21 protein-coding genes and 4 pseudogenes are annotated in these 24943 nt (G+C 68.2%); 17 read left to right on the plus strand and 8 right to left on the minus strand.

All coding sequences use genetic code 11. From position 1 onward, the window contains the following. Positions 1–89 precede the first annotated feature (89 nt). The 3 genes from ACFYYB_RS27530 (at position 90) to ACFYYB_RS27540 (ending at position 4380) form a co-directional block, all read left to right on the plus strand. Complete coding sequence (locus ACFYYB_RS27530; RefSeq protein WP_389438319.1) at positions 90–1454, plus strand: NAD(P)-binding domain-containing protein; 1365 nt, start codon at positions 90–92, stop codon at positions 1452–1454. A 215-nt stretch (positions 1455–1669) separates the two neighbouring features. Continuing rightward, the gene (locus ACFYYB_RS27535) at positions 1670–3601 is read left to right on the plus strand and encodes a nitrate- and nitrite sensing domain-containing protein (protein ID WP_389438320.1); all 1932 of its coding nucleotides are present in this window, start codon (positions 1670–1672) and stop codon (positions 3599–3601) included. Between the two features lie 35 nt (positions 3602–3636). Continuing rightward, entirely contained in the window at positions 3637–4380 is a 744-nt protein-coding gene (locus ACFYYB_RS27540) for a hypothetical protein (RefSeq protein WP_389438322.1), read from the plus strand. Between the two features lie 135 nt (positions 4381–4515). On the opposite strand, the gene ACFYYB_RS27545 is transcribed toward ACFYYB_RS27540, so the two are convergent. Further along, positions 4516–6633 carry an MMPL family transporter gene (locus tag ACFYYB_RS27545; protein WP_389438323.1) on the minus strand — a complete coding sequence of 706 codons (2118 nt, stop codon included), beginning with the start codon at positions 6631–6633 and terminating at the stop codon, positions 4516–4518. Between the two features lie 64 nt (positions 6634–6697). Here ACFYYB_RS27545 and ACFYYB_RS27550 point away from each other — a divergent pair, with 64 nt between their 5' ends. Beyond that, on the plus strand, positions 6698–7192 hold the full coding sequence (locus ACFYYB_RS27550; RefSeq protein WP_389438324.1) for a MarR family winged helix-turn-helix transcriptional regulator: 495 nt from the start codon (positions 6698–6700) through the stop codon (positions 7190–7192). Positions 7193–7494: 302 nt separating this feature from the next. After that, on the plus strand, positions 7495–7833 hold the full coding sequence (locus tag ACFYYB_RS27555; protein WP_389438325.1) for a hypothetical protein: 339 nt from the start codon (positions 7495–7497) through the stop codon (positions 7831–7833). 73 nt (positions 7834–7906) lie between these two features. Here the strand turns inward: ACFYYB_RS27555 and ACFYYB_RS27560 are convergent. Then, positions 7907–8443 (minus strand): annotated as a pseudogene (locus ACFYYB_RS27560) (IS5 family transposase); the annotation flags it as partial. On the opposite strand from ACFYYB_RS27560, the gene ACFYYB_RS27565 reads away from it, so the two are divergent. Beyond that, complete coding sequence (locus tag ACFYYB_RS27565) at positions 8367–8597, plus strand: hypothetical protein (RefSeq protein ID WP_389438472.1); 231 nt, start codon at positions 8367–8369, stop codon at positions 8595–8597. The pseudogene ACFYYB_RS27560 and the gene ACFYYB_RS27565 sit on opposite strands and share 77 nt — an antisense overlap. A gap of 592 nt (positions 8598–9189) precedes the next feature. On the opposite strand, the gene ACFYYB_RS27570 is transcribed toward ACFYYB_RS27565, so the two are convergent. Continuing rightward, the gene (locus ACFYYB_RS27570) at positions 9190–9888 is read right to left on the minus strand and encodes an HAD family hydrolase (protein ID WP_389438327.1); all 699 of its coding nucleotides are present in this window, start codon (positions 9886–9888) and stop codon (positions 9190–9192) included. A gap of 561 nt (positions 9889–10449) precedes the next feature. Between ACFYYB_RS27570 and ACFYYB_RS27575 the strand changes: the two genes are divergently transcribed. After that, positions 10450–10659 carry a hypothetical protein gene (locus tag ACFYYB_RS27575; RefSeq protein ID WP_389438328.1) on the plus strand — a complete coding sequence of 70 codons (210 nt, stop codon included), beginning with the start codon at positions 10450–10452 and terminating at the stop codon, positions 10657–10659. 39 nt (positions 10660–10698) lie between these two features. Continuing rightward, positions 10699–11280, plus strand: a complete 582-nt coding sequence (locus ACFYYB_RS27580) for a DUF4383 domain-containing protein (RefSeq protein WP_389438330.1) — start codon at positions 10699–10701, stop codon at positions 11278–11280. Positions 11281–11320: 40 nt separating this feature from the next. Here ACFYYB_RS27580 and ACFYYB_RS27585 read toward each other — a convergent pair. Next, positions 11321–11614: pseudogene (locus ACFYYB_RS27585) on the minus strand (ferrochelatase); the annotation flags it as partial. On the opposite strand from ACFYYB_RS27585, the pseudogene ACFYYB_RS27590 reads away from it, so the two are divergent. Further along, positions 11608–12035: pseudogene (locus tag ACFYYB_RS27590) on the plus strand (transposase); the annotation flags it as partial. The pseudogenes ACFYYB_RS27585 and ACFYYB_RS27590 overlap by 7 nt on opposite strands. Before the next feature lie 18 nt (positions 12036–12053). Here ACFYYB_RS27590 and ACFYYB_RS27595 read toward each other — a convergent pair. Further along, positions 12054–13199, minus strand: coding sequence for a hypothetical protein (locus ACFYYB_RS27595; protein WP_389438332.1), 1146 nt, complete (start codon positions 13197–13199; stop codon positions 12054–12056). 192 nt (positions 13200–13391) lie between these two features. On the opposite strand from ACFYYB_RS27595, the pseudogene ACFYYB_RS27600 reads away from it, so the two are divergent. Both ACFYYB_RS27600 and ACFYYB_RS27605 read left to right on the plus strand, forming a co-directional pair. Then, positions 13392–13796, plus strand: a pseudogene (locus tag ACFYYB_RS27600) (transposase); the annotation flags it as partial. 365 nt (positions 13797–14161) lie between these two features. After that, entirely contained in the window at positions 14162–14713 is a 552-nt protein-coding gene (locus ACFYYB_RS27605; protein ID WP_389438334.1) for a class I SAM-dependent methyltransferase, read from the plus strand. On the opposite strand, the gene ACFYYB_RS27610 is transcribed toward ACFYYB_RS27605, so the two are convergent. Then, positions 14683–15216: a hypothetical protein gene (locus ACFYYB_RS27610; RefSeq protein ID WP_389438335.1), complete on the minus strand. Its 534-nt coding sequence runs from the start codon at positions 15214–15216 to the stop codon at positions 14683–14685. The genes ACFYYB_RS27605 and ACFYYB_RS27610 overlap by 31 nt on opposite strands. Next, positions 15213–16493 (minus strand): molybdopterin-dependent oxidoreductase, encoded by a 1281-nt coding sequence (locus ACFYYB_RS27615; RefSeq protein WP_389438463.1) that lies wholly within the window; start codon positions 16491–16493, stop codon positions 15213–15215. The genes ACFYYB_RS27610 and ACFYYB_RS27615 overlap by 4 nt, the downstream gene beginning before the upstream one ends. A 509-nt stretch (positions 16494–17002) precedes the next feature. On the opposite strand from ACFYYB_RS27615, the gene ACFYYB_RS27620 reads away from it, so the two are divergent. Further along, entirely contained in the window at positions 17003–17242 is a 240-nt protein-coding gene (locus tag ACFYYB_RS27620) for a chaplin (protein WP_389438337.1), read from the plus strand. Between the two features lie 440 nt (positions 17243–17682). After that, positions 17683–18162: a peroxiredoxin gene (locus ACFYYB_RS27625; protein WP_389438338.1), complete on the plus strand. Its 480-nt coding sequence runs from the start codon at positions 17683–17685 to the stop codon at positions 18160–18162. Positions 18163–18247: 85 nt separating this feature from the next. On the opposite strand, the gene ACFYYB_RS27630 is transcribed toward ACFYYB_RS27625, so the two are convergent. Continuing rightward, on the minus strand, positions 18248–19084 hold the full coding sequence (locus tag ACFYYB_RS27630) for an alpha/beta fold hydrolase (RefSeq protein WP_389438340.1): 837 nt from the start codon (positions 19082–19084) through the stop codon (positions 18248–18250). 481 nt (positions 19085–19565) lie between these two features. Between ACFYYB_RS27630 and ACFYYB_RS27635 the strand changes: the two genes are divergently transcribed. The 4 genes from ACFYYB_RS27635 (at position 19566) to ACFYYB_RS27650 (ending at position 24892) form a co-directional block, all read left to right on the plus strand. Beyond that, a complete protein-coding gene (locus ACFYYB_RS27635; RefSeq protein ID WP_389438342.1) occupies positions 19566–21164 on the plus strand; it encodes a DUF4331 domain-containing protein in 1599 nt (532 codons plus the stop codon). 116 nt (positions 21165–21280) lie between these two features. Next, the gene (locus ACFYYB_RS27640; RefSeq protein WP_389438343.1) at positions 21281–22594 is read left to right on the plus strand and encodes a tetratricopeptide repeat protein; all 1314 of its coding nucleotides are present in this window, start codon (positions 21281–21283) and stop codon (positions 22592–22594) included. After that, the gene (locus tag ACFYYB_RS27645) at positions 22591–24273 is read left to right on the plus strand and encodes a sulfite exporter TauE/SafE family protein (RefSeq protein ID WP_389438344.1); all 1683 of its coding nucleotides are present in this window, start codon (positions 22591–22593) and stop codon (positions 24271–24273) included. Before ACFYYB_RS27640 ends, ACFYYB_RS27645 begins: the two co-directional genes overlap by 4 nt. Before the next feature lie 301 nt (positions 24274–24574). Then, positions 24575–24892 (plus strand): SH3 domain-containing protein, encoded by a 318-nt coding sequence (locus tag ACFYYB_RS27650; protein ID WP_389438346.1) that lies wholly within the window; start codon positions 24575–24577, stop codon positions 24890–24892. Positions 24893–24943 lie beyond the last annotated feature (51 nt).

Raw genomic sequence — 24943 nt, forward strand, 5'->3', positions numbered from 1 at the left:
CTTTTGCATGCCGGTTGACAAATGTGCAGGCGCGCGAAGACTGTATGACCGCCCGGCCACATGACCGGGTGGTCACAATGGAGGTCCGGATGGAACGAATCTGTGTGATCGGAGCCGGCTCGTCCGGCATCGCCGCCTGCCAGGTCCTCGCCGAGCGCGGCATCCCATATGACTGCTACGAGAGCGGCTCCGAGGTCGGCGGCAACTGGCGCTACCAGAACGACAACGGCATGTCCTCGGCCTACCGGTCCCTGCACATCAACACCTCCCGGCAGGTGATGGAGTACGCCTGTTTCCCCATGTCGGACGCCTACCCGGTCTACCCGAGCCACTTCCACATCGCGCGCTACTTCGACGCGTTCGTCGACCACTTCGGTCTGCGCCCCTCGATCGCGTTCCGCACCGAGGTGACCGAGGTCGGCAAGACACCCGACGGCCGGTGGGCTGTGACGGCACGCAGCCTCGAGGACGGCTCCTCGACCAGCCGCGCCTACGACGCGGTGCTGGTCGCCAACGGTCACCACTGGAAACCCCGCATGCCACGCCCCGAGCTCCCCGGAGCGGGTTCGTTCACCGGCAGCCAGACCCACTCGCACCACTACCGCACCCCCGAGCCCTTCGCCGGAGCGCGGGTTCTCGTCCTGGGTATCGGAAACTCCGCGTGCGACATCGCCGTCGAAACCTCTCGCGTCTCCACCCACACCTTCCTGTCCATGCGCCGCGGGGCACACATCCTGCCCAAGTACCTCTTCGGAACCCCTACCGATCACCTCACCGGGTCCTGGCTCGCACGGGCCCCGCTCGCGATCCAGGCCCTCGGGCTATCGCTGCTCCTGCGGCTCAGCCGCGGCCGCCTGTCCGCGTACGGCCTCCCCGAGCCGCGCCACGGCGTCCTCGGCGCCCATCCGACGATCTCCGACGACCTGCTCTCGCGCCTGGGCCACGGCGACATCACCGTCACTCCGATGATCAAGGAACTCGACGGATCCGGTGTCGTTTTCGAGGACGGCAGCCGGGAGGAGATCGACGCGGTCATCTACTGCACCGGCTACGACATCGACTTCCCCTTCCTGCCGGAAAAGCTGATCGACCCGGCCGGCAACGCGGTGACCCTGTACCGACGTGTCGTCTCCCCCGACCACAGCGGGCTGTACTTCATCGGGCTCGTCCAGCCGCTCGGCGCGATCATGCCGCTGGCCGAAGCGCAGTCCCGCTGGGTGGCCGACCTGCTCCAAGGCCGCTGCCGCCTGCCCTCGCACGACACGATGCAGCGCGAGATCAACGAGTACCACGCCCGCACGGCACGGCGATACGTCGCCTCCAGCCGCCACACCATCCAGGTCGACGCACTGAGTTACCTCAGGGAGTTGCGTGAGGAACGCGCACGCTCCTCCACCAGCCGCACGAGAGGCCGGCGCCGGGGAACGGTTGACGGTCCGGCCACCCACCTCTAGTTTTGCGAAACATCGTTTCACTGAACGAAACACGCGTACTCGATTGTCTATCTGTCAGGAGTGCCGACTTGCCGATCCGATGGCCCCTCCCGCGACGGTCCGGACAGCACAGGCACACCTCTACCGATGCGCCCGGGCGGCGACGCTCCGCAGGCATATCGCCGGCCAACTGGGGCTTCACGTTCCGCCTGGCCGCCATCACCCTCTTGCCGCTGGTGGCCTTCTCCGCCCTGGGTACCCTGCGCACCCTTGAAGCCTCCGATTCCGCCACCCGGGCAACCGAGGCCGCCGCCACCGCAAGCCTCTCCCGGCGGGCAGGCGTGGTGGCAGCTGCCCTCCAGGAGGAAGCCGGAAGATCAGCCCTGCCACCCGACAGGCCTGCGGCTGCCCCAAAGCGGGCAGGCCCACCGTCAGCGCAACCCGCGGCCGCCACCGACACGGCGTGGAAGGAATTCCTCGACGCTGCCAGCAGAATCCCGGGCTCGCAGCCCGCTCTGCGCAAACGGCTCGAGGAGTTCATCCAGCGGGCCCCCTCCCTGCCTCAAGTCCGCCGAAGCGCCGAGGAAGCCGAGCAGCGAGCGCAAGGAGCCTTAGCCGGGAACCTGAGGCAGCAGCCGAAGGCGGCCGAGACTTACCAGGACACCCTGGACGTCCAGCGCCAGTACGAGAACCTCATCGCTCCCCTGCTTGGGCTGCACAACGAGATCTCCCTCACCCCCGAAGCCAGCGCCAAAGGCAAGTCCCTCTCCTGCTTGTCCGTCGCGAAATCCGCCATGTCCACGCAGCGTTCGCTCATCACGGCGGTCCTCGGCGGACGTCTGGGAACCGCCGAAGCCGCAGAGCGCGTACAGGTGGCCGCAGGTCTCGAGCGGGCGGCTCTGGCAGAGTTCCAGGCGGGCGCCGGCCCTGGGGACGCTCAGCTCTTCTCCTCGACCGTCTCCGCCCTCGGCATGGAACGTTTCACGCAGCTGCGCGCCACTGTCATGTCCGGTACTGCGACGGACGCCGGACTTGCGACGACTCCACAGGCGTTCTTCGACTTCGCCGGCGCGCAAATGGACCAGTTGCACAAGGTCGAAGACCAGCTCGGTCAAGACCTTGCCGACATCACCACCGGTGCGCTCACCGACGCCGGGGACACCGCGATCCGCTCTGGCGTGTTCACTCTCCTCGTCGTGCTGCTCTCCGTCGCGCTCGTCATCTGGATCTCGCGCACCACGCTGAAGGAGATTCGGGCTCTTCGCCACTCGGCGCTCTCTGTGGCCCGCGACCAGCTGCCGTTCGCCATCAGCCACCTGACCGAGGCCCCTGACCAGGCAGTGGCTCCGATGACAGCCACCCCTGTCCATGGCAGCGGGGAACTGGCACAGGTAGCGCAAGCCTTCGATGCGGTTGCCCGCCAGGCCGTCCACCTGGCCTCCGAGCAGGCCCTGCTCCGCTCGCACGTGAGCGATCTCTTCGCCAGCCTCGCCAAGCGCACGCACAGCCTCACCATGCGCCAGCTGGAAGTCATCGGCGCCCTGGAACAGGACGAGACCTCACCCGACCGACTGGAGCGCCTGTTCCGCCTCGACCACCTCGCCACCCGAATGCGGCGCAACGGCGAGAACCTCCTGGTGCTGACCGGAGAGCGCATCAACAGCGGGTGGGGCGAGCCGATCCCGCTGGAAAGAATCCTGCGTGCGGCAGCCGGTGAGGTGGAGCAGTACCAGCGCGTACGCATCGTCAACGTACCTCAGGTGCTCATCGCCGGATCAGCCGCCGGCGACGTCATCCATCTCCTGGCCGAGCTCCTCGACAACGCAACCGCCTTCTCCAGCCCTCAGAGTCCCGTCATGGTCACCGCGACCGAACTCCCCCACGCAAACGCCCTCATCGAGGTGAGCGACCTCGGCTTCGGCCTCACCACCAAGGAGCTCGCACACCACAACCGGCGTCTCGCCGTTCCGCCGGCACTGGACGGCTCCGCAGCACGCCGGATGGGCCTGTACGTCGTGGCCCGGCTGGCCGAGCATCACGCGATCCACGTGGAACTTCGAGCAGCGCGCCAGGGCGTCGGGACCACCGCCATGGTCACCCTGCCACCAGCGCTCTGCAGTCTGGGCGAACCGGATCTGGAACCCCGGCGCGTACGCCACTCGCGGTGACTGTCAACTTACCCGTGCGAACTGGAGCATCCGCCATGACCAACGCCGTGGGCCCACGAGCCGTCTTCGGAGTCATCGTGCCGAGCACCAACACCGTCGTCGAACACGACTATTGGAGAGCACGAATTCCCGGAGTCGCATACCGCACGGGCTCCATGCACATCCCACACCCGGCCATGGCCGACGACCGGGACTTTGAGGCGCTCCTGTCCCAGATCAGGGCTTCCATTGACACCGCCGTCCGCGACGTCCTTACGGCCGAACCGGACCGGATGGTCATGGGGATGTCCGCGGAGACGTTCTGGGGCGGCGTAGCGGGCAACGCGGCCTTCGAACGCCGACTACGCGAACGCACCGGCCTCCCGGTCACCACCGGCGCAAGTTCCTGCCGGGCCGCACTGCACGCTCTCAAGTGCCGGCGCATCGCAGTCTTCTCCCCTTACCAGCCTGTGGCCGACCGTGAGGTCAGCCGGTTCTTCAGCGAATCGGGATTCGATGTGGCAGCCGTTTCAGGACTGCGCTGCCCGACCGCGACTGATATCGCCAGGGTGGGACCCGACCGGATCCTGGAGATGGTCACCGCCCTGGACGGCCCCTCGATCGAAGCCATCGTGCAGGTGGGCACCAACCTCTCCTTCGTCTCCCAGGCCGAGGCCCTGGAGGCCGAGCTCGGCAAACCCGTCGTTGCGATCAACACGGCCACGCTGTGGCACGCCCTGCGCGAGCACGGCATCACCGACCGCATCGCTGGCGCGGGCCGCCTGCTCAGAGACTTCTGACCACAGACGGCCCCTGCGGAACCGCGCCCCGGCCGCAGAGTGGACGTGCGGGCCGCCCTCCCCTGTGGAGAGCGGCCCGCACCCGTCAGCGACGACGGTGAGTGCCGGCAGGAATCACCAGCGGGCGTGTGAGAGCTACGGCGTGCTGCTCCGCGGGGCAGTGGGCATCACCGGGTCTCGCCAACTTGCCAAGCTGCTGGGCCACCAGCTTCGCGGACCAATGTCGATGACCAGTGCCGGGACCAGGAGGGACCGTACGACAAGAGTGTCCAAGAGAACGCCGAAGGCAACGATGAAGGCGATCTGGACGAGGAAGGCGAGCGGGATCACCATCAGGGCTGCGAAGGTGGCGGCCAAGACCACGCCGGCTGAGGTGATGACTCCACCGGTCGTGGTCAAGCCGCGGAGCACTCCCTGGCGAACGCCGTGGATAAGGGACTCCTCCCGGACGCGGGACATGAGGAAGATGTTGTAGTCGACGCCGAGCGCCACGAGAAAGACGAATCCGTACAAGGGGACGGAGGCATCCGTGCCGCTGAAGCCCAGCAGGTGCTGGAAGACGAGCGCGGAAACGCCCAACGTGGCGAAGAAGTTGAGTGCGACGGTGGCTACGAGCAGGAGAGGCACCAGCAAGGCGCGCAGAAGCAGGATGAGGATGAGCAGGATGATGCCGAGGACGATCGGGACGATGACCGTGCGGTCCCGTGCCGCGGTGCGCTCGGTGTCGTACTTCTGGGCGGTGTAGCCGCCCACGATGGCGTTGGCCTCCGGTACGGCGTGCATGCGCTTACGCAGTTCGGCGACTGTCCTCTTCGCGGCGTCGCTGTCGGCGGCGGCTTTGAGAGTGGCGTCGATGCGGACGCGGCCGTCGATGACCAGGGGTCCGCCACCGGGCTTACCTGAAGCTGTTGCGGGCTCCGCAGCGGCTACGCCGTCTGTTTCCAGGGCGGCGGCTTGTACCTGTGAGGCCTTCGCCGAATCCGCGATGATCACTGCGGGTTGGCCTGATCCGCCCGGGAAGTGCCGACTGAGTGTCTGCTGAGCGGCGACGGAGGGTGCGTCCTTGACGAAGATTTCCTCCAGGGGCACGCCCTTGGAGGACAGGGCTGACGCGAACCCGGCCAAGACGAGCAGGAGCAGCGCCGTCGATACCCAGACCCGGCGCGGTGCCCGGTCGATGACAGCCGCGACGCGGCGCCACACGGTGTGGCCCTCGCCCGCGGCCTCGCCGGGCTTGGGAGTGGCCGGCCAGAAAGCTGTACGGCCAAGCAGTGCGAGTACGGCGGGCAGGAAGGTGAGCGTGCTCAGGACGGAACACACGATACCGATGGCGCCGACAGGGCCGAGGGCCTTGTTGTTGGTCAGATCGCTGGCGAGCAGGGCGAGCAGGCCCAAGGCCACGGTGGCTGCGCTGGCGGTGATCGCGCCCGCCGAACGCCGCACGGCCGCGATCACTGCGGCCACTCGATCGTCGCGTGCTGCGAGTTCTTCCCTGAACCGCGCGGCCAGCAGTAGCGCGTAGTCGGTCGCCGCACCGATGACCAGGATGGACAGAATTCCCTGCACCTGCCCATCGACCCGCACGATGCCCCGGTCGGCGAGCCAGTAGACGACCGCGCACGCAAGGCCCAGGGCGAACACCGCACTGATGATGATCATCAGTGGCAGAAGCAGGCTTCGATAGACCAGCAGCAAGATCAGGAGCACGGCGCCGAGGGCCACAGCGACCAGCAGTCCGTCGATGCCGGCGAAGGCGTCCGCGAGGTCGGCCTGCGTAGCAGCTGGCCCCGCGATCTGCACGTCCAGCCCCGGAACCGCGCCCGCGGACGAAAGCACCTCATCCAAGACGGCCGGTAGGTCATCGCCCAGATCGGGGGCGAGCGGCACAACAGCCTGCAACGCCCGGCCGTCGTCCGAGGGCAGGGCAGGGGACGGCGCTCCGGAAACTCCGGAGCGCCCGGCCACAGCTGCTACAGCCCGAGTCGCTTCCTGCTGCTGCGAGTCGGTGATCCGCACCCCTTCGGGGGCCTGCCAGACGACGATGGCGGGTACCGACTCGGCGCGCTCAAAGGCCTTGCGCGCCTCAAGGACCTTGGTGGACTCGGCGCTCTGCGGCAAGAAGGCCGCCTGATCATTGGTGGCGACTTCGCCCAGCTTCCCGGCATACGGGCCCAATGTTCCACCGATGCCCAGCCATGCCGCCAGCAGAACCAACGGCACCAGCCATCGAACCCAGCGCGATGTGCTTCTCACTGCAACCCCTCAGTAATCTCAACAATCGAGTATCTCAACCATTGAGAGATCATATGCTGGGGTCATGGCCGCCGCTGACACCCCGCCCCCCGTACCTCCGTACGACGACCCGATCGGGTTGCAGTCCTTCGCCGTCCTTCTGCGCGAGATGAACTCGCAGTTCAACCGGATCGCCCAAGAGTTCGCACGGGCACACGATCTGCATCTGACCGACGTGCAAGCTTTGATCGCCGTACTGGACGCAGATCGCGAGGAGGACGCGGGGCCCATGACCCCGGGCCGTCTCCGCGCGCATCTGAACCTGACCTCGGGAGCAGTGACTGCATGCCTGGACAGACTGGAAAAGGCCGGTCACATCCACAGGGTCCGAGCGCCCGACGACCGGCGTGTGGTGCACGTGCTCTACGCGCAGGCCGGCCGCGCCGCGGCACGCGAGTACTTCAGGCCTCTCGCACAGTCCACCGATGCCGCCCGCGGGCACTTCACACCCACGGAGCTGCACGTCGTCGTGCGTTTCCTCGGCGAGATGAACCGACAGCTCAACCGGATTACACCCTGACCGCGCACAGCCCGCTGAACCGCTTACCCCACCGGGCCTCGCGGAGGGGGACCGCAAGGAGGAAGGCCTTCCCCGAGAGCCAAAAGGCTGTGCCTGGCGCTCTGTCCGTGCTTGCGCCTGGAGAGTCTCGGACTCTTCGTCGATCGTGAGGCTCACCTTGCAGATCTCTCCGCGTAAGTGACTCCTAAGGCCTGTCTGACACACCACTGTGCCTGACGGTGGCACCGATGTGAGAGTAGGTAGAAGGCGTGACAAGACGCTTTGCCTGATTCAAGGCCTGTGAAGGGGAGACGATGTTGACCATGCAGGCACTGACTTACGCCCACTGGGTGGACTACATGATCGATTGCGGGGAGACGAACACACACGCCCTCGGATGGGGGATGCCGGTCGATACTGCCGTTCCGGTCTTCAACCATGAGAGCAAGACAGTGGCTCTGAGCGGACGGTTCGAGGGCGCTTCGTTCGGCGAGTACGTTGAACTACTGAGGTCCTCGTCGACAGAGTGTCGGTACGCCAGCGGCTGGCGGATGAAAGCTGCTGCCCCCGTCCCTGTCTTCATCCCCTACGCCAGGTCGGTTCACCGCGGAAGGCCAGCGAGCAGGTTCTCGTTCTTTCCTGCAGATCCGAACCCAGCTTGACGCGTAGGTCTCCCTGACCCGGGCCAGAGAGACCTCACGCTGAGGGACTGCTACAGCGGCGTCTGACAAACGATCATGAGGCTGGTTCGCGGAGCCAGAGGATCACCGAGGCCAGGACGACTCCGGCGCGGTAGCGGTCGGCGAGCTTGTCGAACCTGGTCGCGATCGCGCGGAACTGCTTGAAGCGTGCGAAGCATCGTTCGACCACGTTGCGGTCACGGTAGACCTCCTTGTCGAAGGCGGGCGGTCGGCCGCCGAGGCGCCCTCGACGCCGGCGTTTGGCGACCTGGTCGCGGCGCTCGGGGATCGTGACGGCGATGCCCCGGCGCCGCAGCAGGTGCCGGATCGCCCGGCTTGAGTAGGCCTTGTCACCCAGGACCCGGTCCGGTGTCGTGCGCGGGCGGCCGGTGTCGGCTCGCGGAACACGGATCCCGGCCAGGACCTGGGCGAAGGCGGTGGCGTCGTTGACGTTGCCGGGTGTGAGCACGATCAACAGAGGTAGGCCCCGGCCGTCGACAGCGAGATGGACCTTGGTGGTCAGCCCGCCCCGGGACCGGCCGAGGGCCTGGCGCATCTGCGAGCTGCCCGGATCTGCCAGTTCGTCCGCCGCTCTCCTGACCGGCAACCGCGGCATCGTCCACGCCTTCGCGGACTGGCACATCCTCAAGACCGTCCGCCGCCGAGCCGCCCGCGGACGCTACACCACCGGCTCCGCCTCCCAGGACCGCACCGAGGTTCTGCGAGTCATGGACTTCCCGCACTAACTGGAGACCCGGAACCTGAGCCTGCAACGTGCCCGACAAGGGGACCTACGGCGCTGGCTCGACCAAGCCCCCGACCACCGCGGCCTGGTGGCCTTCATCCGCTGGACCCGCCTGCGCAACCTCGCCGACCCCGCCCTTGCCGCGCCGCGAAGAGGCCTTCCTCAGCACTTCCTCGGCGAAGCCGAGATGCAAACACGCAGCCGCGCCGCTGCCTGACCGAGACCGCCCTGCCTCTCGAAGTCCGCATCGCCGGGGCCCTGGTGCGTCTGTACCCGCTGTCCGTCAGCGGCATCGCCGCTCTCGTGCAAGACCTGATTGCCCAGCCTCACCACCTGGCCGCCGACGGCCCTTCACCTGGCTGCGATTCCTGGTACCTCTTCCCCGGCATGGTCCCGGGCGGCCAGGGCCAGACCGGCCGCCACCTCCTCACCCTGGCCGCCCGCAACACAGCCATGATCACCATGACTACGGACACGCCACCCAAGGCCGTAAGCGACCTCCTCGGCTTCTCCCCTTCGACCACCACAGTGGGCGACCTACCTCCAGGACAGTTGGGCCGACTGCCTCGCCGCCCGGCACACGCGAGCAATTGTCACATCTTGTGGATGCTCGAATCGGGATTGTGCTGGGGTTCGGTGCTGATGAGCGCTATGGCGTCCTGCAGGGGGAGCTCGGCGGCGGTGGCGAGGACCAGATTCGCCGCGGTGAAGCGTGCGGGGTCGGCAAAGGGATTCGGGATGGCGATGCATGACAGCCCCGCGGCTTGGGCTGCGGCGGCGCCGTGGGGGGTGTCCTCGACGGCGATTGTCTGTCCTGGGTCGAGCCCGAGCCGGTCGAGAGCGAGCAGGTAGACATCGGGCGCCGGCTTGGGTGAGGGCACTTCGTTCCCGAAGGCGAGGACGTCGAACGCGTCGAGGCGATCGACTCGTGCCAGCATGCTGGTGACCCATTCCTCGTGTGAACTGCTGGCTACCGCGCACCGCAGGCCGGCGTCGCGGGCTTGGGTGAGCCAGGCGTCGATGCCATCACGAAGACCCAGGCCACTATGCAACTCGTCGCGATATGAGAGGCGTCGGGCGTGGCTGGTCTCGTAGTCGAATCCGGGGCCGACGGCCGCAGCGAGTCGTCGATAGCGCTCAGCGGTGACGTCGCCACCGTGATCGGCGAAGAAGTTGGCCGGGTCCAGCTCAAGCCCGTGCTGTCGCCACTCGTACTGCCAGCACTCCAAGAGTGTGGTCTCGGTGTCCATGAGCAGGCCATCAAAGTCGAATACGATCGCTTCTATCTGCACCGGCAAATTCAAGCAGGCCCGCCGACCGGTGCCGTCGGATCCATGTCCCCGATCGTATGGGTGAGCTCAGGCCCAGCCGGCTTCAGGGCGTTCGACGAGGTGTCCGCCCTCGAAGCCGGTTCCGGTTGGAACGAGAGCGGAAGGGTTCGGGCGGCCTCAGCGCCGGCCACCACATCAACAGCCCCGTCGTCTACGACGCCTGCAAGGGAAGCGTCACCAGCGCCGAAGCCCTCGCGAACCCGTACGACAGCTACATCAACTTCACCACAGGCATGTTCGACTGGGCGAACTACGCACTCTGCGCCATTCCGGCGAAGCCTACGACGCCGACCTCTACCCCTTGGACTCCAGTGGCAGCACCATCGCCCGGTCGGTGCCGGACCGGCGGCGCCCCTCCGGTCCGGCATGCTCGCGTGCGGCAGAAGGACGCCTAAAAACACACGAAACCATGCATAAACGGGGCAAGTCACCTCCCCTGTGGTCCGCGAGTAGGTTCGGCACGTCAGATCCTCTTCGGAGGCTCGAGCGCTTCTCCCGGAATGACCAGAAGGAGACTTCGTCATGATCGTCAAGAAGCTGCATGACACAGGCGTCAAGAGCGAACACGCCTACCTGGCGGCCACCCTGTCCATCGGCCTGTCACTCGCATCGTGGCTCGCTTCCAACAGCCGCGAGGACATTGAGCGGGCGGACCGGTGGGGCATCTTCGTCGGGGAATGGGCGCCCACCTTCTTCGGCCTCGGCCTGGCCCTCGCGAACTACGAGCAGTGACGAAGCCGCGGACCGACACAACCCCCCAGAGGAACCGACATGAAACTGAGTGACGAGCTACCCGTCGATCACCACCTCGCCACCGTCTACCGGTACGGCGCCCTGCTCTGCGGCCTGATCCTGCTCGCCTTCGGAATCCTCGGCTTCGCCGATGCCCTGCGCCCCTTCGACACCCAGGGCGAGACCATCGCGGGGATGACGACGAACACGACCCTCAGCGTCATCTCCGTCGTGGTCGGACTCGCACTTGCCGCGGGCGCCTTCATTGGCGGCAACTTCGCATCCACCCTCAACATCACGGTGGGAGCCCTGTTCCTTCTCAGCGGCTTCGCGCACATCTTCGTCCTCGACAAGGACGCCAATGTGCTCGGCTTCGGCATCACCAATGTGATCTTCCGCTTCGTCATGGGGCTGATCATCATGACCTTCGGGATGTACGGCCGTGTCTCGAGCGAGCTCTCCCACGACAACCCGTACTGGAAACGCCGCCACCTCGCCCGCGAGTCGGACCAGCCCGTGCCCGCACGCACTGCTCTCACCAGCGGTGTGATCAACTCCGTCGCGCACGTCGTACCTGCAGATCCCACAAGTTCCCTCAGCGCAGGTGAAGCCTCGCGATAGCTATTCCCCCATGATCCGAGGCGCTCCCCACTCCGGCCCCCTACGCGTACGGGCTGTCCACGCCCGCGGCCGCCGGCCGGGGCCCGCGCGCCGGGCAGCAGCCCACCGCGCACAGGTCGTGGCTCGCGCCGAGCAGCCCGAGCGCGCAACGCTCCACGGACTCGCCGCGTTCCGCCGCGGCCCGCTCCAGCACGAGGTCCCGTACCGCCGCCGCGAACCGGGGGTCGGCGCCGACCGTGGCCGAGCGGGCGATCGGCAGCCCCAGCTCGGCGGCCTTGGCCGTCGCCTCCGTGTCGAGGTCGTACAGCACCTCCATGTGGTCCGAGACGAAGCCTGCCCCTGTCCATCGTGCTCACGCCCGGCAACATCAACGACGCCACCGCATTCGGTCAGGTCCTCGACGGGATCCGCGTTCCGACACCGGCCGCCCGCGCACGACACCGACCCGGGTCCTGGGCGACGAGGCCTACTCCAGCCGGGCAATCCGGGACCTGCTGCGGCGCCGGGGAATCGTCGCCACGATCCCCGAACGCCGCGACCAAGTCGCCAACCGCCGGCGCCGAGGGCGTCTCGGCGGTCGCCCGCCAGTCTTCGACAAGGAGGTCTACCGTGACGGCAACGTGGTCGAACGCTGCTTCGCACGCCTCAAGCAGTTCCGCGCGATCGCGACCAGGTTCGACAAGCTCGCCGACCGCGACCACGCCGGAATCGTCCTGGCGACGCTGATCCTCTGGCTCCGCAAACCAACCAGATGATCATTTGGCGGACACTGTCTAGGGCTTGTCTGGCAAGTGATCAAGAGCTTTGTCGATGCGCAGAAGAGTGCCCTTGTGCCGGATCCACCTGCGGAGGGTCTCCAACTCGCACCGCGCTGCCGGGTCTGCGGTGAGGGCCAGTGCCACGACGCCCGCTTCCGCCACATGAGGGGCTCGGGGATCCTCACCGGAGCGCTGGTCCAGAGAGGTCTCGACGAGTCCGGCGAGGGCGTCGACGATGTCCGGCCCGGCGGGCACGAGAGCGAGGGTCCAGGCGAGCCCGCGCAGCACATGGGAGTTGTGGGCGTCGAAGCGGGTGTTCACGTCGAACGGAAGATGCTGATGGCCCACCAGAGGGGCCGTGCGGTCGAGGCCGGCCAACTCGAACCATCGCGGTACTGCCTCCCGTACTGCCTCCGGGCCGATCTCCTCGATCAGGGCCAGGGAATCCCGTCGCCATCTCGCCGACGGCGCGCTCGCGGTCGCCGGAGCGGCGTGGGACAGTAGCCGAACCCACGGCTCACCACCCACGCCGGCGTCCTTGAGCGCCTGGTCGGCCCAGACCTCCCCGGAGTTGAGTGGCGGACCGGGCCAGCGCCCCATGACCTCGCGCAGTCCGACCTGGGCCGCGTTCACCGACGCCTGGGTGCGCCGGAATCCGGGCAGCGTCGCCGCCGCCATGGTACGACGGAAGGCGGCCAGGACCGCCGAGCCGGGTATGCGCCCGGCCGCGAGCTCCGCGTCGGCCAGCTCCCAGATCCGGTGATGCGACCAGACCACGTACTGGTCACCCAATGCGGCGAGCTGTGACGCACGCTCGGCGGCCAGAATCCCACCGTCCAGGCCGCGGGCCACTCCGGAAGCAACCATGAGTAGTTCCGTGCGGAGGTAGTCGACGTCCCGCCTGAACTCCTCAGCCGTCCAGTCGTTCTCCACGCGCGCGTGCCACTCGGCCCACAACGCAGCCAGCTCCAGACGGTCGCAGTCGGGTAGTGCCCGCAACAGGTCCATGTTCCCGACGCCGACCCCCGTCATCGAGCCGTTCGCGCAGGCGGCCCGCATCACCGCACGTGACAGCTCGCGCAGCTCACCACGCCCGGCGAGTGCTTTGTACGTTGCCGCCTGTTCGACCAGCACCTGAGTGTTCTGCAGCCATCCGCTCATGATCCGGAATATAGAAGAGCGCACTGACACCGACGCCGAAGCCTCGTAAGCAGCGGCCCGGTTCGTCCCGTGACACCGCCACGCCCGTCCGCGTTCGGTCAGCCACCTGCCCAGCCCGTCTATGCGTGGTCCGACCGGTGGGAGGCGGGCGGGACGTGGGCGGACTGCAGGTGATCATTTGTCAGACAGATCCTAGTGCTCACCGCCGGCCAGGCCGGTGACGCATCCGCCTTTGCACACGTCATGGCCCGACTTCGGGTTCCCCGACTGCGAGGACGGCCCCGCACCAGGCCGGATGTGGTCTTGGCCGACGAGGTGTATTCCTCCCGCGCGATCCGCGAGCACCTGCGCAAGCGCGGGATCCGCGCTGTGATCCCAGTTCCGGCCGATCAACGCGGCCACCGCCTGCGGCGTGGAAGCCGAGGCGGCAGGCCACCCGCCTTCGACCGCGATGCATACAAGCAGCGCAACACCGTCGAACGCTGTATCAACCGTTTGAAGCAGTGGCGAGGCATCGCCACCCGTTACGAGAAGACCGCGAGCATCTACCTGGCCGGTCTCCACATCGCGGGCATCTTCCACTGGGCTGCCCGGTGATCCAAACGAAACGCCCTAGGCAGCCAGACGACAGTTTCCTGTTGCTCGCCCATCTGCCTGTCCTGACGGGCGGCTCGGGAGCAAGGGTCATAGCGTCGTGCGGGTCCGTTCCAGGCGTGCTCCGAAAGGGCCGAGCCATGACGCGCGTCTTCCGCAGCACCTGCGGTGAAGGTCCCGACACCGAGCTGTGCGACCACTCTGGGGCGTCAACCGGGCTCGCTCGCACGGGTACGGGAGTCGGTGTCAGTGACGCTGTGCGGGTGGCTGGCCGCCCGGAGCCCTGGATCAATGTCCCGTACAAGCAGGCGGTCAACGGGTCCTTCGGCGAGATCACGCTTCGTGATAGCGAGGGGTGGTCTTTCCCATTGGACATCGCTCGATGGTCGGGCGGGGCCGACCCGGCGGACCGGACTGTCCTGGAACGGTGCAGGGGCCGGGTTCTGGACGTGGGATGCGGGGCCGGGCGGCTCGTCGAGGCACTCGCCCGTCGTGGTCACACGGTCCTGGGCATCGACGTGTCCCCGGCTGCCGTCATCTCAACGGCGTGCCGGGGCGGCCACGCCCGCAGTGGTTCGGTGTTCGCCCCGGTCCAGGACGAAGGCACGTGGGATACCGCGCTGCTGATCGACGGGAACATCGGCATCGGCGGTGACCCGCGCCGCCTCCTGCGCCGTTTGTACGACCTTGTACGCCCAGCCGGGCTGCTGCTCGTGGAAACCGCAGCGCGTGAGGTGGACGAGCGGCGTCGGGTCGCGATCCACACCGGCCGACGTCCGGTCAGCCCGGTCTTCCCCTGGGCCACCGTCGGTACCCAAGCCTTGGTCCGGCACGGCCGGCTCTCCGGCTGGGCACCCGTCGAGCAGTGGAGCAGCCTCTCGGGCGAGCGTCACTTCGCTGTTCTGCGGGCCTGCCCCTGAACCCCGGCCTCCTCCCGCTCCGTCCGCAGGCGCAGCCGGGTCCGCACGAGCCAGACGATCGCCGAGGCGATGAACAGGCCAGCGGTGATGAGGAGCCAGCGGGCCAGGAAGCCGTCTGCGGACAGGGCCGTGTAGGCGGTGTAGTGCCCACCCTGCTGCAGGATCAGCGGCCACCAGACCAGGAAGAGCACGCCCGAGACGAAAGCCGGGACACGGAGATGGTTCACGCTCGGACGCGGCACGCTCCCAGGCTCGGTGCTCCGGCCACGGAGGAAGAGCTGGGCTGCGCGGTCGGTCAGCGAGTAGGCGGGGAGCAGGACCAGGTCGTGCAGGAGGGCGGCGCCGACGAACCAGATCGCCACCCCGAGGGTGTCGCCCTTGAGCAGTCGGATGCCGGCGTAGAGGGCCAGGGCGAAGCAGGCCAGGGTGAGCAGGAGGTGGAGCGGGGAGGCGCCGTAGCGGCGGCGGAAGGCCCCGGCCGAGCTTGTGGTGGGATGGTTCATGCGGGTTCTCCGAAGGTGAGGCGGGTGACCCACTTGGTGTTGTGGACGCCCGGGGCCGCCGGGATGATCACGCGGGCCGGATAGCCGTGGTCCGGCGACAGCTCCGCCCCATTCACGCGCATCGCGAGGAGCGAGCGGTCATCGCGGGCCTGGTTCGGGGCGAGGACGACAGAGGAAAACGATCCGCCGCGCTGCACGGATTCGACCAGCACCTGTGGCGTCTCGGCGCCGAGTCCCACGAGGGCGGCGAGATCCGTGAGGCGCACTCCAGACCACTGCTGGTCCGGCGTCGACCAGCCCTCCACGCAGGCGATCGGCAACGCCGACTCCCGCTGCGGCATAGCCAGCAGCATCGCGCGGGTCAGCACCTCCTGGCGGCCTCCACCGCGCACGGTCAGGCGCCAGTCGGGTCCGATGTCGCTGGGGCGGATCCCACTGGACGCCGCCGTCTTGTTGATCTGGAAGCCGTTCGGTCCCGTGCCGGGGTCGCGGCCGTGGGGGGCCAACAGGGCGGTCTTGCGCCACCAGCCGCCGATGCTCTGGCCGGCCGTCACCACCAGCAGGGCCAGCGAGCCGGCTCCCACCATCGCGACCGCGCCCCGGCGCGAGATCGTCGCCGGTGCCGGCCGGGGTGAGACCAGCCCCGCTGCTTCCTCGGAGTCCGGCGCGGGCTGCCACCCGCGGCCGGCCCGGACCGCCCGGACCGCGCGCGGCAGCCGGAACGCGACGTGGACGACGAAGGCGGCCATGAACACCCACGCGCCGTAGAAGTGCAGGGTGTAGAAGGAGCCGGGGAAAATGTAGTCCAGCTGAATGTTCAGGATCCCGGTGACGAACGTGAACCCGGCCCCGCCCACCAGGAGGAGCAGGGAGAGCCGTTCGAGGGCGTGTGCGGCGGAGCGGACCGGCGGCCAATCGAAGAGCTTCGGGATCACCGACCACAGCTTGGCCAGGAGCACGGGCACGAGGACCACGCCGAGGACGGTGTGCACGCCCTGGGTCAGCCGGTACAACCAGTACGGCGAGGTGGGCCAGGTGAACAGGTAGAACCCGAGCCAGCCCTTGTCGGGTGTCTGGTCGTTGCGCGGGGCGAGGTCGGGGTTGTAGGCCGCGTACGACAGCAGACCCGTCACGAACAGCACGATGACCCCGACCAGCAGGATGAGTCCGAACACCCCGGTCAGCCACGGACCCCGCAGCGGACTGCGCCAGAACCCGGGTCGTGCCGGGCCTGGCGGCGGACCAGCCGCCCGCGCCCGGCCGACGGCATCCCGCACCCGTTCGGCGACCGGTGTGCGCGGGAGCTTCGAAGAGGCAGACGGCCTCTCAGGCACACCGTCCGGCTGGTCACTGCCGGCGCTTGCATCCATCCGTACATCTCCATAGGTATCCGGCTCATCGGGCACGAGCGTCTGGGAGAACATCCCGCGCCCACGACTTCACCGGACTCATGACACGCAGATCGCATCCTTACGGCTCCTTTCCACCCGCCGGAGGCGCGCTGCGGCAGCCGGGACACTGCCACGACAGACGTCGCGAGCGGTGGTGTAGACGGTCCCGCCCGTCCTGGCGAGGGCGAGCTGCCGCCGGAGGGCGCCAGGGCGAGGTGGCGCGATACGGCATCTGGGTCAGGCGTTCAGCCAGATACGGGAACGGGTCCACCCTTTCGAGGGAACAGGCGGAAGGAGGCCAAGCCGCCCTGCCGTACCTCAACGAAGAGGTGTCACAGGCCCGGTCTCGGGCCGCCGGCGCGTACGCGTCACTGAACCAGCAAGGAGAGCCCCCTATGTCCCGTGTTCTGAAGAGTGCCGGTCTCGCGCTCGCAGTAGGTCTCGCCGTTGTCGGTGGCGCGTCCGCCGCATCCGCCGATGCCGGTGCCTCCGGTGCGGCAATCGGCTCCCCGGGCGTGCTGTCGGGAAATCTGATCCAGATTCCGATCCACATCCCGATCAACGCGTGCGGCAACAGCGTCAGTGTGATCGGCCTGCTCAACCCCGCCTTCGGCAACACCTGCGTCAACAGCTGAAGGACCTGAGTTGCGCTTCGCTCCGGTCTGGGTCATGGCCGGGGCGAAGCGGCCGTCCATTTACCCGGCTGACACCCTGAACGAGGACGCCACGATTAACGAGGGTCGAGACACTTAAACAAATCCCGCAGTGCTCCAACTTTAGATCAATGGCACCTACATTCTCTTCGCCGGTATACAGATCCGAAATTTTCACACCCGGCAGAAGAATCGTTATTGCAGCGGAATTCGGATGGGCTGCTCGGCATCTTGTCAGCACCGTGGGCCATCTGGTTCCCTTTCCACTGCAGCGATCTCGGTCGGGCGCCGCCGTCCGCGGGCAAGGGGCCATTCCGACGAGGTTGCTCCAGGCCGGCGGGTGCCCCGACTGCGTGCTCCCGGCAGAGACAGACGACTGGCCGGCATCTGTCCAGCATGCTCATGAGGCGAAGGAGATCTTCGTGGCAGGCGTTCCCAAACTGGGTTCGGTAGTGGGCGACTTCGCCCTCCCAGGTGGCGAGCTCATAGGCTCATCGTTCGAGCGGCGCGACTTCGAGCTGTGCCGGCAGCGCGGCAAGCCACTGGTTCTGGCCTTCTACTCGGGGGACGACACCCCTGTGTGCACCCGGCAGCTGTGCTCGTACTCCGGAGGGCTGGAGTCGTTCTCCGCGGTGGGTGCGCAGGTGTGGGGCATCAGCCCTCAGGGGGTCGACAGCCATGAGGCGTTCGCACGCCGCCACGGCCTGCGCATGCCGCTGCTAGCAGACGAACAGCGGCTCGTGAGCCGTTCGTTCGGCATCACGGCTCCTGGGATCGGGCTGCGGCGGGCCGTCTTCTTGATCGCTCCGGACGGCACCTTGCGCTGGAAGCACGTCTCCTTGCTGGGGGTCACGTTCCAGAGCGTGGCAGCACTGGAACGTGAGCTGGCTGTCTTCGCCTGACCGTGTTCACGTCCGACCGAACCGCCCCGCCCCCGCCCCGCCCCCGCTCCGGCCCGCGCCCGTGCGGCGTGGGCCGGAGCGGCGATCACTTGGCGAGGAAGTCGGTCAGGTGCCGGTTGAATTCCTTGGCGTGAGTGAGGTTCAGTCCGTGCGGGGCTCCCTCGATCAGGGCGAGGACGCTGCCCGGCAGGGCTTCGTGGGATCGCTTGCCGCTGACCTCGAAAGGCACGATGGCGTCCTGGGTGCCATGGATGATCAGGGTGGGTACGTCGATCCGGGCGAGGTCGTCGCGGAAGTCGGTGCGGGCGAAGGCGTTGATGCAGTCCAGTGTCCCCTTGGGTGAGGCGGCCTCCGCCAGGTGTACGTGATAGCGGTGCTGGGGCGCGCTGACGAGGTCGGTGTTCTCGCCGGCCTGGAAGAAGCCGGTGATGAAGCCCTCGATGAACGCGGGTCGGTCGCCGCGGACACCGTCCTCGAACTGGGTGATCGTGGCGTCGTCGAGTCCGCCGTCCGGGTTGTCGGCGCTCTTGTGGAGGTAGGGAGGCACCGCTGCGGCCAAGACCGCTTGGCGGACGCGGCTGCTGCCGTAGTTGTGGAGGTAGCGGACCACCTCCCCGCCGCCCATGGAGAACCCGACCAGCGTGACGTCGCGGACGTCGAGATGCGTCAGGAGGGCGTCCAGGTCGGCGGCCAAGGTGTCGTAGTCGTAGCCCTCCCACGGCTGGGAGGAAGAGCCGAACCCGCGCCGGTCGTAGGTGATCACCCGGTGGCCCGCCTCGACCAGCGGTCCGACCTGCGGCTCCCAGGAGCGGCCGCTCAGCGGCCAGCCGTGGACGAGCACGACGGGACGGCCTCGACCGTAGTCCTCGAAGTGGAGCTCGACACTGCGGCCCTTGTCTGCACTTACATTGATGCGCGGCATGCTGGATTGACGCCCTTCGTGTGGTGGTGCAACTCGTGTACCCGAAGCGGGTCCCGGCAAGGCAGGATTTCACTCACCGCAGAACAGCCAGGGGCATTTTCATCCTCATCATTCCATCGGTACTCGCCGTCATACATTCGCAGCCAAAGGCGTAGACCCTTGTTGCGAACAGGTTGCAATAACCCGCCTGTGCTCGATTGGCCTAACCCATCGCCTGCGTGTCGTAGCGAATGTGGAATCCCCCAGCGTTTCTGCGAAGAGGCTGTGGCCAGCGGATTCGCGAATAGGCGGCGGAGTTTCATCTGGACTTCGAAGGAAAAGTGGTCACGGGGTGTGGGCGTTGCGTGCTTTCCTTCGCTCGGCGCGATCTGAGCGCATGGCGGTACGCCCGGTCGGCGGGCCGGGCTGCTGCTGATGCCGCGTGGGCGCGCTGTCCGACCGAGTGGTCATCCCACCTGAATGCCCCTGTCCGGCCGCGCCGATGTGCGCGGAACGACAGGGTTCGCAGTCGAGAGGAACACCCTTGAAGTCCATCTCCGCACGGCCCCGTTCGCGCCGTGTGCTCGACCAGTCCCTCCTCGTCCTGGGCGCCGGCGCGCTCGCGACCGGCCTCGCCGCACTGACTCTGGCGCCGGGAGTCAGCTCCGCCTCCAGCCACCGTGAGGCACCGCTGATCGCCGGCGACCCGCGTGCGGACAACACCGACGTGTACGCGTACACGAGCCTGGACCGGCCCGACTCGGTGACGCTGCTGGCGAACTGGATCCCGTTCGAGGAGCCCAACGGCGGACCGAACTTCTACGCGTTCGGCGATGACCTCCGCTACAACATCAAGGTCGACAACACGGGTGACGGTGTCTCCGACATCACTTACACCTGGCGCTTCCGCAACAGCTACCAGGATTCCGCCAACCAGTTCCTCTACAACACCGGTCCGGTCACCTCGCTGACCGACCCGGACCTCAACTTCCGTCAGGTATACGACCTGGTGGTCTCCCACGGCAACGAGAGCAAGGTCCTGCTCTCGAACGTGCCCGCCGCCCCCTCGCGCGTCGGCCCGGCATCAATGCCGGACTACGCCGCCCTGCGCAACCAGGCCATCCGCAACGTCCCCGGCGGCGGCAAGACCTTCGCCGGTCAGGCCGAAGACCCGTTCTTCGCGGACCTGCGCGTCTTCGACCTCCTCTACGGCGGCGACCTGTCCGAGCGCGGCCAGGACACCCTCGCCGGCTACAACGTCAACTCCGTGGCCCTGCAGATCCCCAAGACGCAGCTCGCGCTGAAGGGCAACCCCTCGCGCAACCCCGTCATCGGCGTGTGGTCCACGACCGACCGCCAGGGCGTACAGGTCTCCGACTCCCGCGACAAGCAGCACGGCGACAAATGGAAGCAGGTCTCGCGCCTGGGCAACCCGCTGGTCAACGAGGTCGTCGTCCCGCTCAAGTACAAGGACGCCTTCAACACCCTCAACCCGGACCAGGACCGCACCGTCCAGCCCGTGGTGGACAAGGTCCTCGACCCGATCCTGCCCAAGCTCATCCAACAGGTCTACGGCATCCCCGCCCCGCCGGCCCCCCGACGGGACCTGTTCGAGATCTACCTGACGGGCATCTGCAAGGCCTGCGGACCCATCCAGGCCGACCTGAACGCCCACCGCCTGAACAAGGACGCGCGGCTGAAGCAGATCGTCCCGGCGGAGGAACTGCGCCTGAACATGGGCGTGCGCCCCAACCCCAACCCGAACCGGTACGGAGTCCTCGCCGGTGACCTCGCGGGCTTCCCCAACGGCCGCCGCCTGACCGACGACGTCATCGACATCTCCCTCCAGGCCGTCGAAGGCGCCGCCCAGACCGGCCAGCTCGTCCCGGCCCTCGCCGACGGCGACAAGGTCAACACCAACGAGGTGCCGTTCGGGAACGCGTTCCCGTACCTGGCGCTCCCCCACACCAAGTCCGTCAACAGCGGACCGAACGCCCCCGAGCGGTCCGGTGACGTGCGAACCGGATCCGTCGGCGTGCTCGGCGCCTTGCTCATGGGCCTCGGCGGCTACCGCCTGCGCCGCAACCGCAAGACCAGCTGACTCCATCCCTCCGGGCGGGGCACCGAGGTCGGTCCTCCGGTTCCCGCCCGGAACCCCTTCCACCGAAATCCCCCCGGGGAGGACCCGTGCACCGGCCCGAAGACCAGCCTGCTCCCGTGCCCCGACGCCGCAGACACCTGCGTGCGACCGCAGTCACGATCGCCCTGGGCGTGGTCATGTTCACCGTCGGTGCGATCGGCCTCTCCCCGGCCGGCTCCAGCACACCGGACGCCCCCTCCTCCGGAGCCTCCCCCGCGGGTCCGGCGCGCGGCATCGAGCTACTGCGCGAGCGCGTGCAGCGCCTGCCGAAGGATCCGGGTAGCTGGGCGGACCTCGGCATGGCTCTGGTGCAGCAGGCCCGCACCACCGCCGACCAGGCCACCTACGCCCAGGCGGAGAAGGCCCTGCGGCGCTCCCTCGCCTTGGAACCGGCCGAGAACCTGCACGCCGAGATCGGCATGGGCGCACTCTGTGCGGCCCGCCACCAGTTCCGCGACGCCCTCACCTGGGCCCGCAAGGCAGTCGCGACGAGCCCCGCCACCCCGGCCTCCTACGGGGTCCTGGCCGACGCCCACACCCAGCTCGGCCAGTACAAGGAAGCGGAAGAAGCCGTCCAGAAGATGGCCGACCTCCGCCCCGACAGCAGCTCCCTGGCCCGCGCCTCGTACACCTTCGAACTCCGCGGCGACACCGGCCAGGCCAAGACCCTGATGGAACGCTCACTGCGCGCCGCCGGCACCCCGGGCGAGCGCGCCTTCGCCCACACCCACCTGTCCTCCCTCGCCCTGGACAGCGGCGACCCGGCGACCGCGTTGCGCCAGGCCGAGGCCGGGCTGGCCATCGCGCCGCGCGACGCCGGACTGTTGGAAGCCCGGGCCAAGGCACGCGTAGCCACGGGAGACCGCGAGCGGGCGGTCGCCGGCTACACCGCGGCCATCGCGACGGCCCCGCTCCCGCAATACCTCCTCGGACTCGGTGAACTCCAGCAGGCGCTCGGCCACCAGGACCAGGCCGAAGCCCAGTACGCGGTCCTGCGCGCCCAGGAAACGCTCCGCCGGGCCACAGGTACGCCCGCAGACGTCGACGCGATCTACTTCGAGGCGGACCACGGAGACCCCCGCCAGGCGGTGACCATGGCCGAAGAAGCAGTACGGGAGCGGCCGTTCATCGCAGTCCACGACGCCTACGCCTGGGCCCTGCACCGCGCCGGACGCGACGACGAGGCCCTTGACCATGCGGACGAAGCCCTCGTCCTGGGTACGCGCAGCGCGCTCTTCCGCTTCCACCGCGGCGCCATCCACCAGGCGCTCGGCGACGTCACGGCCGCCAGGCGCGATCTTCAGCAGGCGCTGGCTCTCGATCCCTCCTTCCACCCGCTGCACGCCCCCGCGGCGCGCGAAGCACTCCGGCGAATCGACGACACCCCATGAACCCCCGCACCCGCCGGCGCCTGGCCGCCGTACCGCTCGCAGCCGCGCTGTTCACCCTGCTTGCCTCTGCCTCGCCCGCTGCCGCGCATCCGCTGGGCAACTTCACCGTCAACTACGCGACCAGCCTGACCCTGAGCCCGCAGGCGGTCGAGGCCGAGATCGTGGTCGACCGCGCCGAGATCGCCGCAGCACAAGAACACCCGCTCATCGACCAGGACCACAACGGATCCATCAGCGCCGACGAGCAGGGCATCTACGCGGACGAGGCGTGCACCGCCCTTGCCGGACAACTGGCCGCAGGCGTAGGAAACGTGAGCCTCCAGTGGGAGCGGGGCGCCGGCAAGCTGACGTTCCACACCGGCGAGGCCGGCCTCAAGACCAGCCGCCTCACCTGCCACCTCACGGCCGACGCGGACCTCACCTCGCCCTCCAATGTCCACGTCGCCACGCACTACGACAGCCGGCGCGTCGGCTGGCACGAGATCATCGCCCGCGGCGAAGGTCTCACCCTGACCAGCTCCACCGTCCCAGCAGCCTCGCCTACCAACCAGCTGCGCCAGTACCCGCAGGACCCTCTCGCCGACCCGTTCGACCAGCGCACCGCTGAACTGCGGACCGCTCCCGGGCAGGGGATCGCGGCCCGGATCGTGCCGCCCGGCCTGCCCGGCGCAGGCCCGGTCACCGCCGCGCTGAACAAGGTCTCCGCACTCTTCGACACCCTCGTCGGCAGCCGTGAACTGACCGTCCCCGTCGGCCTCCTCGCCCTGCTCCTCGCCGTCGTCCTCGGTGCCTCCCACGCGGCGATGCCCGGCCACGGCAAGACGATCATGGCGGCCTACCTCGCCGGACGGCGCGGCACCCCACGCGATGCCGTCACCGTCGGAGCAACCGTCACCCTCACCCACACCGCGGGCGTCCTCGCTCTCGGCCTGGCGCTCCCGCTGGCCACCCACCTCGCCGGGGAAACCGTCCTCGGCTGGCTCGGCCTGGCCAGCGGCCTCCTCGTCACCGCCATCGGCCTGCGGCTGCTGCACTCCGCCCTGCGCGGCCACCCTCTCCAGCACGGCCACAGCCATGGACATCACCACCACGGCGATCACCGCCACGCACACCACGGTGACCTTGACCATGGGCCTCACCACGGCGGCGACCACGGGCACGGACACAGCCACGAGCCGCCGACCGGCCTACCGTCCTCACGCCGCGCGCCGGACAGCGCGGCGGCCGACGGCGCCACCGTCGTCCTGACCAAAACCGCCACCGCGCTCCCGCACGATCATCACCACCACGGCGAAGGCGGCCACCACCACACCCACGAAACCGACCACCACCACACGCCCGCGCCGGCGCGCCGAAGGCGCTGGTCGCTCATCGGCGTCGGCATCGCCGGCGGCCTCGTCCCCAGCCCCTCGGCACTGGTCGTCCTCCTCGGCGCCGTCGCCCTCGGCCGGACCGCCTTCGGCGTGCTCCTCGTCATCGGCTACGGCCTCGGCATGGCCACCACCCTCACCCTCGCCGGACTCCTCCTCGTACGACTGCGCGACCGGATCACCGCCCGCACCGCCGAGAGGTCCTTCACGCGCCTGAAGACGCTTGGGCGTATCGGGCCCGCCGTCACCTCGGCCCTCGTTCTTCTCGTTGGACTGGGCCTCACCGCCCGCGCCATCACCGGGTTGTGAGCTATGCGGATACCAGCAGGTCAGAGGGCTTGGCCGTCTGTGCAGAGTCTGTGTCGGTCTGCCACAGCAGCTCCGACGGCGCAGCACGATACCGGGAGTCCTCTGCCTGATTGCCCCAATTCGAGAGCCGGGGAGACGCTCGGAGAACCCCTCTGCGCAGATATCTGGTGACTCCATACCAATCCGTCTGGTTCGAGCCTTCGAATCACCAGGTGGAGGCGTGAGCGCAAGCTGCTCGCGGCGCCGGGTCTCACATGGCCCTGGGGCGCAGAGGCAAGGGGGCGCGAAAGGAAGTGCTGCTATGAGCGCACGAACGATCGGACGCGGCGTTGCCGCCATTGTCCTGGCTGCCGGTTTCGGTGTGGCGGGCGTGGGCGCGGCGGGGGCTGCTCCGCAGTCCCACCACCATGATCACGGAGTGTCGGGAACGGTGACCTCCCGGATAGAGCTCAATGTTCGCCAGCACCCGTGGACCCATTCCCACGTGGTGTGGAGCCTGTCCCCGGGAAGCCACGTCAAGCTGGCCTGCCAGCAGGACGGCTGGTACCACCTCGCCGACAAGTCCGGCTGGGTCGATGCCGGCTACGTCCACGCCCACGAGTGGGTGCGGTACTGCTGACCGAGACGGGCGGCCGGGAGGCCTCCAGCTGTCGTGGCTCGACCCGGCCAA

Origin of the sequence: Streptomyces sp. NPDC002886, assembly GCF_042888445.1 — a bacterium.
GTDB lineage: Bacteria > Actinomycetota > Actinomycetes > Streptomycetales > Streptomycetaceae > Streptomyces.

Excerpts from the sequence above, each read along its gene's own strand:
- ACFYYB_RS27530 (WP_389438319.1), top strand. The coding sequence starts at position 90 with ATGGAACGAATCTGTGTGATCGGAGCCGGCTCGTCCGGCATCGCCGCC.
- ACFYYB_RS27540 (WP_389438322.1), top strand. The coding sequence starts at position 3,637 with ATGACCAACGCCGTGGGCCCACGAGCCGTCTTCGGAGTCATCGTGCCG.
- ACFYYB_RS27550 (WP_389438324.1), top strand. The coding sequence starts at position 6,698 with ATGGCCGCCGCTGACACCCCGCCCCCCGTACCTCCGTACGACGACCCG.
- ACFYYB_RS27555 (WP_389438325.1), top strand. The coding sequence starts at position 7,495 with ATGCAGGCACTGACTTACGCCCACTGGGTGGACTACATGATCGATTGC.
- ACFYYB_RS27575 (WP_389438328.1), top strand. The coding sequence starts at position 10,450 with ATGATCGTCAAGAAGCTGCATGACACAGGCGTCAAGAGCGAACACGCC.
- ACFYYB_RS27580 (WP_389438330.1), top strand. The coding sequence starts at position 10,699 with ATGAAACTGAGTGACGAGCTACCCGTCGATCACCACCTCGCCACCGTC.
- ACFYYB_RS27595 (WP_389438332.1), bottom strand. The coding sequence starts at position 13,199 with ATGAGCGGATGGCTGCAGAACACTCAGGTGCTGGTCGAACAGGCGGCA.
- ACFYYB_RS27610 (WP_389438335.1), bottom strand. The coding sequence starts at position 15,216 with ATGAACCATCCCACCACAAGCTCGGCCGGGGCCTTCCGCCGCCGCTAC.
- ACFYYB_RS27620 (WP_389438337.1), top strand. The coding sequence starts at position 17,003 with ATGTCCCGTGTTCTGAAGAGTGCCGGTCTCGCGCTCGCAGTAGGTCTC.
- ACFYYB_RS27630 (WP_389438340.1), bottom strand. The coding sequence starts at position 19,084 with ATGCCGCGCATCAATGTAAGTGCAGACAAGGGCCGCAGTGTCGAGCTC.
- ACFYYB_RS27635 (WP_389438342.1), top strand. The coding sequence starts at position 19,566 with ATGTGCGCGGAACGACAGGGTTCGCAGTCGAGAGGAACACCCTTGAAG.
- ACFYYB_RS27645 (WP_389438344.1), top strand. The coding sequence starts at position 22,591 with ATGAACCCCCGCACCCGCCGGCGCCTGGCCGCCGTACCGCTCGCAGCC.
- ACFYYB_RS27650 (WP_389438346.1), top strand. The coding sequence starts at position 24,575 with ATGAGCGCACGAACGATCGGACGCGGCGTTGCCGCCATTGTCCTGGCT.